Origin of the sequence: Streptomyces sp. NPDC057702 (genome assembly GCF_042799315.1) — a bacterium.
GTDB lineage: Bacteria > Actinomycetota > Actinomycetes > Streptomycetales > Streptomycetaceae > Streptomyces.
Map to the genome: position 1 here is coordinate 56,972 of NZ_JBHVJC010000039.1, position 13,427 is coordinate 70,398.

The following is a 13,427-nucleotide window of genomic DNA, read 5'->3' on the forward strand; positions in this document are numbered from 1 at the left end:
CTTCTTCGGCTGCTTCGGCGGCTTGGTCGCACCCGTTGGACTGCTGGGGCCGGGGAGGCTGGTGGGGCTGGTCGGCAGGGTCTGCCTCCGGGATTCGTGCTGGTGGTCGGCGCACATGCGGCCATGATCCGTCACCGGCGGCCCCCGCGCACGCGATTACCCAACTCCCGCCGCCCGTGCGCCAGCCACCGACCGAGAACCGGCGCGTCCGGCTGGCGGACGCCTCCCGTACGCCTCGCCGTGCGTACCAGCCCCCCGGCGCGCGGCCCGACCGTCCGACCCACCCCACGCCCTCGCGCGCGGCGGGCCCCGTTGCCGGCCGCCGTCCGACGACGTAGCCGCCGGGCGAGTGTCACCAGGACGAGCAGCAGGCTCAGCAGACCGACGACCAGTACCCCGCCGCGCGCCGACCACAGGCGTAGGGCGAGCATGACCTGGGCCACCACGAGGTCGAGGACCACCGCGCCGGCGACGGCGAGCACCGGGCGGCTGAGCGGGTCGACGCCGCGCAGCGCGGCGCCGATGGCGGAGGCGGGCGCCACCACGAGGAAGAAGAGGGTGAAGGGCGCCCGCACCGGCGACGCGAGGTCCGCGCACACGAGTACGGCCCCCACGCTCCCCAGGGCGAGCACCGCCCCCACGGCCAGTCGCGGGGACCCCCACGCGCCCTCGTGCTCCCGCTCGTCCGCCGGCCCGACGTCCTCCCACGCGGCGGGCGGCGGGCACTCGTCCCCGGGTTCCGGGGAGCTTGGCCTGGGAGCGGGCGGGGCGTGCGGTGCGGTGTGCTGTTCCGTCAGTCTCCGCATGGGCGACGTAACCCCCGAATCGCCGGATGCCGGGCTTACTGTCGCGCAGTGTACAGATGCCCGCCAAGGCGACCTAAGCGCCCGAACAAGCCATTTCGCACCGGCCTGGTACCCCCGTGGTGTGCGGGGCGCGATGCCCGCCGCCGGCGGCGGTGGCCTCCTCGGCGGCGGGCGCGCGTCCGGCCCCTGCCCGCGCGGACCGGGCGCGCCGGCCCGCGCCGGCGGGGCGTGCGGGCGGTTACGAGACCACGCGCAGCAGCTTGTTCGGCGAGCCCGTACCCGGGTTGACCACCACTCCCTCGCTCGCTCCGGTCGCGATCGCGGTGGCGACTCGCGCGGGGCTCGCGCTCGGGTGCAGGGCGCCGTAGAGGGCGGCGACGCCCGCGACGTGCGGGGTGGCCATCGAGGAGCCGGAGAGGGTCCTGGCCGCCGTGTCGTCGGTGTTCCACGCGGCGGTGATGCCCACGCCCGGTGCGAACAGGTCGACCTCGGGGCCGTAGTTGGAGGACCTGGCGGCGGTGTCCGAGCTGTCCACGGAGGCGACGGTGAGCGCCTCGGCGACCCGGGCGGGGGAGAATTCCCGCGCGGGGGAGGCGGAGTTCCCGGCGGCCACCGCGTAGGTCACCCCGCTCTTGATCGAGTTGCGGACGGCGGTGTCCAGGGCGGTGTTGGCGCCGCCCCCCAGTGACAGGTTGGCCACCGAGGGGCCGCTGTGGTTCCTCGTGACCCAGTCGATGCCCGCGATCACGCCCGAGGTCGAGCCCGAACCCTGGTCGTCGAGCACGCGCACCGCCACCACCCGGGCCTTCTTGGCCACCCCGTACGCCGTGCCCGCCACGGTGGAGGCCACGTGCGTGCCGTGGCCGTTGCCGTCCTGGGCCACGGTGTCGCCCTCGACCGCGTCGTAGCCGTCGACGGCCCGGCCGCCGAAGTCGCGGTGGCTGACCCGGACGCCGGTGTCCACGACGTACACGGTGGCCCCGGCGCCCGCGCTGTCCGGGTAGGTGTACTTCTGGTCCAGCGGCAGGCGCGGCTGGTCGATCCGGTCCAGTCCCCAGGACGGCGGGTCGTACTGGGTGGTGTTCACTCGAACGGTGGAGTCCTGGACGACCCGCTCCACCGCCGGATCGGCCGCCAACCGCCGCGCGCCGGCGGCCGACAGGCGCACGGCGTACCCGTTGAGCGCCGAGGTGTAGACGTGGCGCACGGTGCCGCCGTAGCGCGCGGCCAGCGCCCGGCCGTCGGCGGAGCGGGCGGTGGCTCCCGGACGCAGCGTCACGATGTAGCCGCCCGCGATGGCGTCCGGCCCGTCGGCGCCCACCACGACGCCCGCCGCGCCCGGTGCGGGGCCCAGGGGCGTGGCCTGGGCGGGAAGTGCCAGAGCCGCGACGGTGGCGGCGGCCAGGGCCGTGGTGAGGGCCAGCGCCCAGGGTTCGCGGTGGGTACGGAGCGTGCGGTGTAGTGCCATCGCGAGGGTCCTCCTCATCGGTGGCGCGTCGGTGGGGCACGCGCGGTGGGAGCGCGCACGGCGATCGTGCGCGCGCGGCGGGCGCGGGGCCCGCGCCCGGTCGGAGTGAATATCTCCCTCCCCTCCGGTGTCGAACAAGGCCCCTGACGACATGACATATTCATGCCATGTGGCGGCAATTCACGGCCGGAAGGGGGTAGAAACCTTGGCGCAGCACCATCCCCCCAGTGCGATCAGGCGGGCTCCCCCTCGGCGTACCGGTCTCCCGGGCCGTCTCACAGGGCTCCGTCTACGCGCGTCCACTGGCAGTGACCCTGCCCAAGGAGGCCCCCCATGAGACTCACCCGGTTCCTGTCCGCTGCGTCCGCCGCGGTGTTGACCGCCACGCTCGCCCTCACCGGCGCCCAGGTGGCGCAGGCGGCCGACGCGTCCGTCGGCGCCATGGCGGGCCGCGACTACGTGGCGCTCGGCGACTCCTACTCCTCGGGCGTCGGCTCCGGCGAGTACGACGGCGGCAGTGGCGACTGCAAGCGCAGCAACCGCGCCTACCCCAAGCTGTGGGCCGCCAGGAACGCGCCCGCCAGCTTCCACTTCACCGCCTGTTCCGGAGCCGTCACCGGCGACGTCCTGAACAAGCAGCTCGGCCCGGTCAACTCCGGCACCGACCTGGTCAGCATCACCATCGGCGGCAACGACGCCGGCTTCGTCGACGTGATGACCACCTGCGTGCTCCAGTCCGAGAGCACCTGCGTGAACAAGGTCAACACCGCCCGCGCGTACGTCGAGAAGACGCTGCCCGGCAAGCTCGACGCGGTCTACTCGGCCATCGAGCGCAAGGCCCCGAACGCGCGCGTGGTCGCCCTGGGCTACCCGCGCTTCTACAAGCTCAACGGGAGCTGCGTCGTCGGCCTCACCGAGAAGGAGCGGTCCGCCATCAACGGGGCGGCCGACCTGCTCAACTCCGTCATCGCCAAGCGCGCGGCCGACCACGGCTTCGGCTACGGCGACATCGCGAGCCGCTTCGGCGGGCACGAGATCTGCTCCGGCGACGCGTGGCTGCACAGCGTGACCTTCCCGATCGGTGACTCGTACCACCCGACCGCCGCCGGTCAGTCGGGCGGCTACCTGCCCGTCTTCTCCTCGCGCGTCTAAACCGGCCCCGGCGGGCGGACTTCCCCCGCCGCGTGCCGCCCCCGGCGCCACCGTGCCGCTCCGGCCCCCGTCGCTCGCGGCGGGGGCCGGAGCGCGTGGGCGGCCCCCGGGCCGCGTACGGGTGTGCGTACGGTGGAGCGGTGTGCGGGCGCCCGGGGCGCCGCAGGGCCTCGAATCGGGGCGCGGAAACCCGCCACGCTGGGAAAACGTCTGTCAACGTCCTTGACGCCGCCGCGAATCCGAGGTGTGGGATGCATGGGTGACGGCAGGGGGAGGTAGGGTTACTCTGCCCGGGGCGGGTGCCTACGTACGGGTGGGGAGTGTCATGGAGCAGATAACGATGCGCGGCAGGCCACGAGTGCCTGCGATCAACTGTGGAAGCGGTGCGTCCAGTGCGCGCCTCGACCGCCATCTCGCGGTGCTCGGCGGCCCAGCGGTGCCGCGGCGCGAGGCGGAGGGCGCCACGGTGCTGATGCAGGAGCTGACCGCGCGCGACCACGCGCGCACCAGGAAGAGCCGAGGCGCCAGGGTGTCGCTGTTCGCGCCGCTGCGGCGGTTGCGACGTTCGCTGTTCGTCAGCAAGGGCTGACCGACCGGACGCTCTGTCGCGTTCGACAGGCGAGACTCCTCACCCCCGCTCGCTCCCGATCGAACCGGTCCGACCCGGTGTGACACCGGGTCGGACCGGCACCCCGTAGCCGCCGAGGCACGGACGGGCCGGCCAGCTCCCGCCGACACCCGCCCGGCAGCCCGCACCCGCTCGGGGCCCCGCGCCTTCCGCAGCACTCCCGCTCGCACGGTGTCCTGGCGTGGGTCTTCCGTTCCCCGCCCGCGTCCGCGCACCGCACGCGCCTCTCCGACCGGGCGGTGCCCCCCCCGTTCTCTCGGGTGTGTACGCGCGCCGCCGTGCGCACCGGTTCCCCGCACCCGCGCGTACGCCCCACGGCGCGCGCTTGACGCCGTGCCGGTGGGCCGGGCCGGGAGCGGGGTGAGCCGCGTGCCTCGCGTGGTGTGCCGCGCGCCCGGCTCACAGCAGGGCGAACTGGCCTTCCGGGCCTTCCTCGGGATGGTCCAGGACCGAGGCCGGGCGGCGGGCGGACTCGGGCGCCGGGAGCACGCCCGCCGCGCGCAGCTCTCCCTCCGTGATCAGCGGCCCGTCGGCCAGCTCCTTCGCCAGTTCCCGCGCCGGCTCCCGCAGCTCCGCCAGCAGCGTGAGGACGGTGATCAGCTCCAGCAGGTCCGACGTCCACTCCTGGGGCCAGCCCCGGGGCCCGACGGCCTCCAGCGTGCCGGGCGCGGCGGGCGCCACACGCCGCTCGAACCAGCTCTCCACCACCCGTACGCCGCCGCTGTGGTACTCCCACGCGGCGCGGGCCACCGGCGAGATCCGGCCGTTCCCGAGGCACAGCGCGCGCTCCTCGGGGTCGTAGCCGAGCGCGTCGGGCGCGAGCGGAGTGGTGAGCGGGGCCCGCACGTAGGGCCGCTGACCACCCGGCAGTCGGGGTCGGCCGGCCGGCGTGCCGCTGCCCGACATCGCAGCCCCGGGGGCCGGGCCGCCCCGGGCACCCCGGGTGTGCAGCCACACCCGGTGCCGGCCCAGCGCGACGCCCGCCTCCCAGGTCCCGGGGGACGCGGTCAGCGGCAGGACGGTCGCGCCCGCGGGCCCACGCCGCGCGGCGGCGGCGGTCCACGCGAACAGGTCCTCGGCGGTGACCGGGTGGCCCAGCCGCCGGGTCAGGTGGGCCAGGAGGCCGGGGGCGAGGTTGGGCTCGCGGGCGCCGGGGCGTCGGTAGAGCGGGCGGATGCGACCGGGCCGGCCGGCGGGGGAGAAGCCGTCGGGCAGCAGGGCGGTGAAGGCGAGTTCGGCCTCCTCCCGGAGCGGGCCGGCCGCGTCGACGCCGGGCCCGGCCGGCGAGTCCCGGTCGGCGTCGTCCGTCGGCGCGGGGCCTGGGGCCGCTGACCCGCGCGGCCCACGGCGGCCGGCGCGCGGCGGGGCCTCACCGGCCGGTTCGAGCAGGTGGATCTGGTGCGCGTCGGCCACCCGCCACAGCTCGGGCCTGGCCTCGTCGATCAGCCGGTGGTCGGGGATGAGCCACTGCTGGTCGTAGGGCCCGTGCGCGATCCGCACCGGCTGGGGACAGCGACCTCGCTCGCGGGCGAACCTGGTGGTGGAGCCGGGCTGGCCGGGGAGCTGGGCCACCGCGGTGTGCGGCGTACGGGCCCGGGTGGGGCGGAACAGGGCGGCGCGCTCCGCCGCGTCGTCGGATCGCAGCAGCCGGTCCCAGCGCGCGGCGAGCGAGGGGGCGTCGGCGGCCATCACCCAGGACCGGCCGAGCCGCAGTGGGGCCACCGACCACGGCATGACGTCCGCCAACACCGGCGCCCCGTCCCCACCGGCGTCCGTTACCGCCACGGCAGCCCTCCCCGACGTTGGTGCCTCCAGCATGGTAACCAGGCCCGGCGGGCCGGCCGCTGGCGCCGGCGCGCGAGCCTGCCGTCAGGCCGCCGGCGCTCGCGGGGCCGTTCGCCGACCGGGCCGGGGGCGCGGCCGACCGGGGCGGGGCGGCGTGGCCCGGGGTGGCGTGGGGCTCAGTGGGCGTCGAGGGTGACCGTGAAGGAGAAGCGGTCGCCCCGGTAGCGGATGCGGGCCACGTCGACGACGCCGCCCTCCTCGTCGTAGGTGACGCCCGTGTAGTGCAGGATCGGGCTCAGCAGCGGCACGTTGAGCAGCCGGGCGGTCTCCGGGTCGGCCAGCCGGGCCTCGACCGTGTCGGTGATGCGGCTGATGCGGACGCCGACCGCGTCCCGCAGCACCTTGGTCATGGGCCACCGGGTCAGGTCGTCCAGGTCGATCTTCTCCGCGACGTCGGGCCGGATCAGGTTGTGCGCCCAGTTGGTGGGCTCGCCGCTGTCCTCCTCGCAGCGCAGCCGGCGGTAGGCCATCGCCTCGGCACGCCCCGGGAAGTGCTCGGCCAGGTCGGCCGGGACGGGCTCGACGCCGTGGCCCAGCAGCGTGGTGCGCTCACCGGACTGCTGGGCCACTATCGCGTCCACCGAGCCGAGCAGCCGCACCGGGGCACCCCGCTGGGCGCTGGGCTCGATGAACGTGCCGCGCCGCCGGTGCCGACTGATCAGCCCCTCCGCCTCCAACTCCTTGAGCGCCTGCCGCATGGTGAGGACGCTGACCCCGTAGTGCTCGGCCAGCCGGTCCTCGGTGGGCAGACGCAGCGGCTCCTCGGGGCGGCGGCCCAGTATGGAAGCGCGCAACGACTGCGACACCTGGTACCAGAGCGGCAGCTTGCGGTTCAGGGCGAGCGAGTCGGGAGCGAAGGTGGTCACGATGGCTCCGTACTACGACGACCGGAAATGGCGCTCCAGACCCTGCCACACATCGTCATATCCGCTCTGTAGGTGGTCGGCTTCGATCGCCTGCGGAGTGGTGACGACCGGCCAGCGGGTCTCGAACATGAAGGCGAGCCCGTTGTCGATCTTCTGTGGGAGCAGTTCGGCCGCGCTGGCCCGGTCGAAGGTCGTCCGGTCGGGGCCGTGCGCCGACATCATGTTGTGCAGCGAGCCGCCGCCGGGCACGAAGCCGCCCTTGCCCGCCTTCTTCGCGTCGTAGGCGCCCTCGATCAGGCCCATGTACTCGCTCATCACGTTGCGGTGGAAGTACGGCGGCCGGAAGGTGTCCTCGCCGACCAGCCAGCGCGGCGCGAAGACGACGAAGTCCACGCCCGCCAGGCCCGGAGTGTCCGAGGGCGAGGTGAGCACCGTGAAGATGGAGGGGTCCGGGTGGTCGTAGCTGATGGACCCGATGACGTTGAAGCGGTGCAGGTCGTAGACGTAGGGCACGTGGTTGCCGTGCCAGGCGACGACGTCGAGCGGGGAGTGGTCGTACGTGGCGGCCCACAGGTTGCCGCAGAACTTGTTGACCACCTGGGTGGGCGTCTCCGTCTCCTCGTACGCGGCCACCGGGGCGCGGAAGTCGCGCGGGTTGGCCAGGCCGTTGGCGCCGATCGGGCCGAGGTCGGGCAGGACGAAGGGCTGACCGTAGTTCTCGCAGACGTAGCCGCGCGCGCTCTCGTCGAGGAGCTCGACCCGAAAGCGCACCCCGCGCGGGACGAGCGCCACCTCGCCCGGCTCGGCGCGCAGCAGGCCGAACTCGGTGCGCAGCAGCAGGCCGCCGCTCTCGGGCACGATCAGCAATTCGCCGTCGGAGTCGCTGAAGACCCGGTCGGTCATCGAGGCGTTCGCGGCGTAGAGGTGGATGGCCATGCCGGAGCGCTGGGTGGCGTCGCCGTTGCCGCCCAGCGTCCACAGGCCGGCCAGGAAGTCGGTGTCGGGGGCCGGCTCGGGCAGCGGGTCCCAGCGCAGCCGGTTCGGGTCGGGGACCACCGCGCCCTGCTCGGGGCCGGTGAACGGGGCGCCGCGCAGCGTGCCGTTGTCGATCCGGGCGAAGGGCGGGTGCGCGGCCGAGGGGCGGATGCGGTAGAGCCAGGAGCGGCGGTTGTTGCGCCGGGGTTCGGTGAAGGCGCTGCCGCTGAGCTGCTCCGCGTACAGGCCGAGCGGTGCGCGCTGGGGCGAGTTGCGGCCGTGCGGCAGCGCGCCGGGCACCGCCTCGCTGCTGTGTTCGTTACCGAAACCGGAGTGGTACGCCAACCCCTCGGCGACCTTCCTCGCGTGCTCGTTGTCCGTGCCGCTCATCGCGTGCTCCCACCATCGAGATCCGCCATCGAAGAATTCCTATGCTTGACCATAGGAATGAGAGGGTGCGACGTCAATGCGCCGGCCCCCGCCGGCGTCCTGGCGTCGCGCGCGCGTCGATGCCTACCCGTTCCCCGCCCGCTCCGATCCGGGGCGTGATCCGGCCACCCGATTCGCCCGGCCACCCGATTCGCCCGGGCGCCGGCCGCCGACGGGGGACGCTCGACGACGCGGCGCCGGACCGGCGCCGCGTCGCACCCGGCTTTGGGCGGGGCGGCGGGTGGCACCCGGGGCGTCGCGCGCTCGGAGGGCGCGGCGGGCGGGGAAAGGGGAGCGAGTGACGGTCGGTGCGGTCGTCACTGGTGTGCCGCCAGCAGCGCGGCATAGCTGCCGGCACACCGCTGACCTGGTCTTTTGCGCGTATTGCTCGGAGGTCAGGACCTTGTTAACGCGAAGTTGACGCGCCTAACGTCACCTCACCGCCCCTCCGGCGGCAGCTGCCCGCCCCTCGGCGGCGTTCGACGGCGAACGTGAGGTACCCATGCTGACCATCCTCGGATTCGCCATGATCGCCACCTTCCTGGTGCTGATCATGATGAAGAAGATGTCCCCGTTGGCGGCGCTGGTGCTCGTGCCCGCGCTGTTCTGCGTCCTGGTGGGGAAGGGCGCGCACCTGGGTGAGTACGTACTGGACGGAATCGGCGACCTGGCGCCCACGGCGGCCATGCTCATGTTCGCCATCATCTACTTCGGGGTCATGATCGACGTCGGGCTCTTCGACCCGGTCGTCCGGCTCATCCTGCGGTTCTGCAAGGCCGATCCGGTGCGGATCGTGGTCGGCACCGCCGTGCTGGCCGCCGTGGTCTCGCTCGACGGCGACGGCTCCACCACCTTCATGATCACCGTCTCGGCGATGCTGCCGCTCTACCGGCGGCTGAAGATGAGCGTGCTGGTCATGACCTGCGTCGCGGCCACCGCCAACGGCGTCATGAACACCGTGCCGTGGGGCGGCCCCACCGCCCGCGCCGCCACCGCGTTGGAGCTGGACGCCGGCGAGATCTTCGTACCGATGATCCCGGCGCTCGCGGTCGGCCTGCTCTTCGTCTTCCTCCTCGCGTACGTGCTCGGCCGGCGCGAGCGGCGGCGCCTGGGTCCGCTCACCCTCGACGGGGGCGAGGCGCTGGTGGCGCACGGCGCGGGCCCCGGCCGGGCGGACACGCGGCCGGCGCTGGCCACCGTCGGCGGCGCGACGGGCGCGGGGCTGACCAAGGACGCGCCGTCGGCCGGCGACGCGGGCCCGGGGCCGGCCGACCGGCCGGGGACGGGTGCGGCCGGGCGGGCCGGCGCCGGGGGCGACCAGCCCGCCGGCGCGGCGCCCCCGGCGACCGGCACCGGCATCGAGGCCGGCGACGACCCGCAGACGCTGGACCCGCACCGACCGACGCTGCGCCCGCGGCTGTACTGGTTCAACGCGAGCCTCACCGCGGCCCTGCTCACCCTGCTGATCCTGCAGACCCTGCCGATACCCGTGCTCTTCCTGCTCGGCGCCGCGACCGCGCTCACCGTCAACTTCCCGCACATGCCCGACCAGCGGGCACGTATCGCCGCGCACGCGGAGAACGTGCTCAACGTCTCCGGCATGGTCTTCGCCGCGGCCGTCTTCACCGGTGTCCTCACCGGCACCGGCATGGTCGAGCACATGGCCCGCTGGCTGGTGGACGGCGTGCCCGACGGGCTCGGGCCGCACATGGCCGTGGTCACCGGCGTGCTGAGCATCCCGCTCACGTACTTCATGTCCAACGACGGCTTCTACTTCGGCATCGTGCCCATCCTCGCCGAGGCCGGCGCCGCACACGGGGTCCCCGCCACCGAGATCGCCCGGGCCTCGCTCGTCGGCCAGGCCCTGCACATGTCCAGCCCCCTGGTGCCCGCCGTGTACGTCCTGGTCGGCATGGCCAGGGTCGAGTTCGGCGACCACACCCGCTTCACCGTCAAGTGGGCCGCGCTCACAGCCCTGGTGGTGCTCGGGGCCGGAATCCTGTTCGGCATCATCTAGGGCATGACGGGGACCTCGCCCGGTAGGGGCTGGCTGCTGCGCCTGATCATCGCCTTCGCCTTCGCGCAGGGGGCGGTGAGCATGGCCAGACCCGCCGTCTCCTACCGGGCCCTGGCGCTGGGCGCGGACGCCCGCGCGGTGGGCGTCATCGCCGGTGTGTACGCCCTGCTCCCGCTCTTCGCCGCCGTCCCGCTGGGCCGCCGTACCGACCACGGTCGGGCCGCCCCACTGCTGCCCGTCGGCGTCGTGCTGATCGCGGGCGGCTGTGCGCTCAGCGGGCGGGCCGGCTCGCTGTCGGCGATGGCGCTGTGGAGCGGGGTGATGGGCCTGGGGCACCTGGTCTTCGTGATCGGCGCCCAGTCCATCGTGGCCCGCCGCAGCGCGACGGCCGACCAGGACCGCAACTTCGGCCACTTCACCGTCGGGGCCTCGCTGGGCCAGCTCATCGGGCCGATCGTCGCCGGGCTGCTGGTGTCGGCGCACGACGGCCAGTTGGACCGCACCAGCGCGCTGGCCCTGTCCGTGTCGGCCGGGACGGCCCTGTGCGCGTGCGTGGGCCTGTGGCGCCTTGAGTCCGCCGGGGCCGGCACCTCGCCCGCGCCGCGCGCGGGAGGTGGGCGAGCGGCCGGGCGACCCGCACCGGTGTGGGGGATCGTCCGTTCGCGCGGTGTGGCCTCCGGCATCTTCATCAGTCTCGCCGTGCTCTCCACGACGGATGTGCTCACCGCCTACCTGCCCGTGCTCGGCGAGCACCGGGGCATCGCCCCGGCCACCGTGGGGCTGTTGCTCAGTCTGCGGGCCGCGGCCTCCATCGCCTGCCGGCTGGTGATGACCCCGATGATCCGGGTGATCGGCCGCACCGCCCTGATGGCCGGAAGCTGTCTGCTGGCGGCCCTGTTGTGCGCGAGCATCGCCGTGCCGCTGCCGGTGTGGGCGCTCGCGGTGGTACTCGCCCTGCTGGGCTTCGCCCTCGGTGTGGGGCAACCGTTGTCGATGAGCACGGTGGTGCGGGCCGCGCCGGAGGGCGCGCGCAGTACCGCGCTCGCGCTGCGACTGACCGGCAACCGGTTCGGCCAGGCCGCGGCGCCCGCCGGGGCCGGCGTCCTGGCCGGCCTCGCGGGCCCGGCGGCCCCCTTCGTCCTGCTGGCCCTGCTGCTGTTCGGCTCGGCCGCGGTCGCCGGGCGCGGCCTGCGCCACGAGGGTGCCTCGCGCACGGCGGCCCGGAGCGCGCCCCGGTCCGCCCCCACGACCGACCGCCCGACGCCGGACAGTCCGCCCCCCGCCCCTCCGGCACCCGGCGTCCCCACCACCCCCCGCCCGTGCGAGGACCCGGCCTCGCCGCCCGGCCGCTAGGTGTGTGGGCCCGCAGGGTCGTCGACGCGGCTGACGGGTGGGTGGCCGCCCAGTGCGGTGTGTGGCGTGATGCGGTGCGTGGCGTGCTGGTGTTCGCGCGTGGCGCGGTACGCGGCGGGGTGGCGCCGGCGTGGTCGCGCTGCGGCGCCGTGCGGTGCGGGCCGGCGGCGTACGAGGCGGGCGGAGCGCCGGTGTACGGGGCGGGCGAGACGCCGGGGCCTCCGGGGTGGTGGTGCCGGCCGGCGCGCCGCCCCCGCGCGCGGTGGCTGTGGCGGGTGTTGGCGGTCGCGTGCCGGCGGACGGCCAGCGGGGTGGCGTCGGCCGGTGTACGGGGGTGGGCGTGGGCCGGGCGGGGGATTCGGGGCGGGCGTTCGAGGGGCGGCCGTTTCCGCGCGGCGCGAGCGTGACACGTAGTCAGGCAAAAGACTGATTCGTATGAAACGTATGAATGGTAGGACGAACAGTCTCTGGCGCGAAGGAGTCACACATGCCCGCCCCGGTACCGCTCCGCCTCACCGGCGCTCGTTCCGCAGCCGTCGTCGTGGCCGCGCTGGCCGTCGGCGGCGCGCTGCCCGTGGGCGCGGCGCCGGCCGTCGCGGCCCAGGGCGCGGACGTACGCGTGCACGGCGTGGACACGCCCGTGCGGGACCCGCGCGACGAGCGCACCGTCTGCGCGTTCTACCTCGTCGCCAGCGACGTCCCCGGTACGCGCGACCTCACCTGGCGGATCGACCCGCGCCCCAACCCGCGCCAGCTGCCCGGCATCGACGGCACCCTGGTCATCGACCAGGGCAGCGGTCACACCGGCCCGTACACGCTGCCCAGCGGCACCTACGAACTGGCCTGGACCAGTGCGGGGGAGGGGCGGGAGGCGACGCGGCGCAAGGCGTTCACGGTCGACTGCCCGCCCGGTGACGAGGGGCAGCCCCCGACCAACGACCCGCTGCCCTCGTCGAACGAGGCGCAGACCGACACCCCCGACACCACGCCGCAGCCGCGACCCGAGCCCAAGCCCGAACCGGAGCCGGAGCCCGAGCGCCCCGAGGCCGACGAGGACTGGTTGGCCGACGCCCTCCAGGGCCTGCTCGCGCACGCGCCGGGTCAGGGCCGGGACCGCCCGGAGTCCGGCCAGGACGAGCGCGAGGCGGCCGACGGGGCCGAACGGGCCGCCACCGGCCAGCGGAACGCGCCCCGGGACCGCGCCGACCGACAACGCCGCGCCGCCACGGCCCAGCACCCCGCCCCGGCGTCGGACCGGCACGCCGGAGGCCGTGCCGCGGCCGCCGTGCCGGCCGCGAGCGCGCGACAACCGCACGGCGGCGTGGCCGCGGGCGGCGGCGGCACGGCCGACGACGAGCGGTCGACGCCGATCGGCGTGGGGACGGCGCTGGCCGCCGGCGCGGTGGGCGCGGTCGGTCTGGTGGTCGGCCACCGGGCCCGTCGTCGCTCCGGCCGCCCCGTCTAGGGCGCCGTGAGGTCGGGCAAGCGCGCGGCGGCGGGCCCCGCCCGGGAGGGTTCCCGGGGCGGCGCCGGCCGCTGCCGCTGCGGGGTGACGCGTCGGCGGATGAGCCGCGCGCGCCGTCGTCGCCTGACGGTGACGCTGGGTACGGCCCTGTCGCTGCTGGCCGGCGGGGCGCTGTGGGCGCTGGCGCCCGCCTCGCCCGGATACGCCTCGCGCCCGCCCGAACTGCCCGCGTGGGCGGCGGGCGCGACGACCCTGCGCCTGGTCGCCGACGCCACCGCCACGCACGGGAACGGGCCACGGGGCCGAGGACCCGCGCGCGACGCGGACCGCGCCGCCGATCCCGGCTCGGCCGGCCGCCCCGAGCGGGGGAAGGCCGGCGCGACGCCGGCCGCCGGCCAGCCCCCCGCGCGCCCCGGCCCTCGC

10 protein-coding genes and 1 pseudogene are annotated in these 13,427 nt (G+C 75.3%); 6 read left to right on the forward strand and 5 right to left on the reverse strand.

What is annotated here, in order from left to right; all coding sequences use genetic code 11:
- Positions 1–131 precede the first annotated feature (131 nt).
- Both ACFVFR_RS26395 and ACFVFR_RS26400 read right to left on the reverse strand, forming a co-directional pair.
- Positions 132–806 (reverse strand): hypothetical protein, encoded by a 675-nt coding sequence (locus ACFVFR_RS26395; protein WP_383706023.1) that lies wholly within the window; start codon positions 804–806, stop codon positions 132–134.
- Positions 807–1,044: 238 nt separating this feature from the next.
- Positions 1,045–2,274, reverse strand: coding sequence for a S8 family peptidase (locus ACFVFR_RS26400; RefSeq protein ID WP_383706025.1), 1,230 nt, complete (start codon positions 2,272–2,274; stop codon positions 1,045–1,047).
- Positions 2,275–2,607: 333 nt separating this feature from the next.
- On the opposite strand from ACFVFR_RS26400, the gene ACFVFR_RS26405 reads away from it, so the two are divergent.
- Positions 2,608–3,426, forward strand: coding sequence for an SGNH/GDSL hydrolase family protein (locus ACFVFR_RS26405; RefSeq protein WP_383706027.1), 819 nt, complete (start codon positions 2,608–2,610; stop codon positions 3,424–3,426).
- Positions 3,427–3,751: 325 nt separating this feature from the next.
- Complete coding sequence (locus ACFVFR_RS26410) at positions 3,752–4,015, forward strand: hypothetical protein (RefSeq protein ID WP_383706029.1); 264 nt, start codon at positions 3,752–3,754, stop codon at positions 4,013–4,015.
- A 438-nt stretch (positions 4,016–4,453) separates the two neighbouring features.
- Here the strand turns inward: ACFVFR_RS26410 and ACFVFR_RS26415 are convergent, their stop codons facing one another.
- From ACFVFR_RS26415 to hmgA, 3 genes are all read right to left on the reverse strand, one after another.
- Entirely contained in the window at positions 4,454–5,788 is a 1,335-nt protein-coding gene (locus ACFVFR_RS26415; protein WP_383706049.1) for a type ISP restriction/modification enzyme, read from the reverse strand.
- 227 nt (positions 5,789–6,015) lie between these two features.
- Positions 6,016–6,765 (reverse strand): GntR family transcriptional regulator, encoded by a 750-nt coding sequence (locus ACFVFR_RS26420; RefSeq protein ID WP_383706031.1) that lies wholly within the window; start codon positions 6,763–6,765, stop codon positions 6,016–6,018.
- Positions 6,766–6,777: 12 nt separating this feature from the next.
- The gene (gene hmgA / locus ACFVFR_RS26425; RefSeq protein ID WP_383706033.1) at positions 6,778–8,130 is read right to left on the reverse strand and encodes a homogentisate 1,2-dioxygenase; all 1,353 of its coding nucleotides are present in this window, start codon (positions 8,128–8,130) and stop codon (positions 6,778–6,780) included.
- A gap of 541 nt (positions 8,131–8,671) precedes the next feature.
- Between hmgA and ACFVFR_RS26430 the strand changes: the two genes are divergently transcribed.
- The 4 genes and pseudogenes from ACFVFR_RS26430 to ACFVFR_RS26445 all read left to right on the forward strand — a co-directional run.
- Positions 8,672–10,186, forward strand: coding sequence for a CitMHS family transporter (locus ACFVFR_RS26430; protein ID WP_383706035.1), 1,515 nt, complete (start codon positions 8,672–8,674; stop codon positions 10,184–10,186).
- A 3-nt stretch (positions 10,187–10,189) separates the two neighbouring features.
- Positions 10,190–11,539 carry an MFS transporter gene (locus tag ACFVFR_RS26435; protein WP_383706037.1) on the forward strand — a complete coding sequence of 450 codons (1,350 nt, stop codon included), beginning with the start codon at positions 10,190–10,192 and terminating at the stop codon, positions 11,537–11,539.
- Positions 11,540–12,026: 487 nt separating this feature from the next.
- Positions 12,027–13,004 carry a hypothetical protein gene (locus tag ACFVFR_RS26440; protein ID WP_383706039.1) on the forward strand — a complete coding sequence of 326 codons (978 nt, stop codon included), beginning with the start codon at positions 12,027–12,029 and terminating at the stop codon, positions 13,002–13,004.
- A gap of 99 nt (positions 13,005–13,103) precedes the next feature.
- Positions 13,104–13,427 (forward strand): annotated as a pseudogene (locus ACFVFR_RS26445) (hypothetical protein); the annotation flags it as partial.

Coding starts and splice junctions, on each gene's coding strand:
- ACFVFR_RS26395 (WP_383706023.1), bottom strand. CDS start 806: ATGCGGAGACTGACGGAACAGCACACCGCACCGCACGCCCCGCCCGCT.
- ACFVFR_RS26400 (WP_383706025.1), bottom strand. CDS start 2,274: ATGGCACTACACCGCACGCTCCGTACCCACCGCGAACCCTGGGCGCTG.
- ACFVFR_RS26405 (WP_383706027.1), top strand. CDS start 2,608: ATGAGACTCACCCGGTTCCTGTCCGCTGCGTCCGCCGCGGTGTTGACC.
- ACFVFR_RS26410 (WP_383706029.1), top strand. CDS start 3,752: ATGGAGCAGATAACGATGCGCGGCAGGCCACGAGTGCCTGCGATCAAC.
- ACFVFR_RS26415 (WP_383706049.1), bottom strand. CDS start 5,788: ATGCCGTGGTCGGTGGCCCCACTGCGGCTCGGCCGGTCCTGGGTGATG.
- hmgA (WP_383706033.1), bottom strand. CDS start 8,130: ATGAGCGGCACGGACAACGAGCACGCGAGGAAGGTCGCCGAGGGGTTG.
- ACFVFR_RS26430 (WP_383706035.1), top strand. CDS start 8,672: ATGCTGACCATCCTCGGATTCGCCATGATCGCCACCTTCCTGGTGCTG.
- ACFVFR_RS26435 (WP_383706037.1), top strand. CDS start 10,190: ATGACGGGGACCTCGCCCGGTAGGGGCTGGCTGCTGCGCCTGATCATC.
- ACFVFR_RS26440 (WP_383706039.1), top strand. CDS start 12,027: ATGCCCGCCCCGGTACCGCTCCGCCTCACCGGCGCTCGTTCCGCAGCC.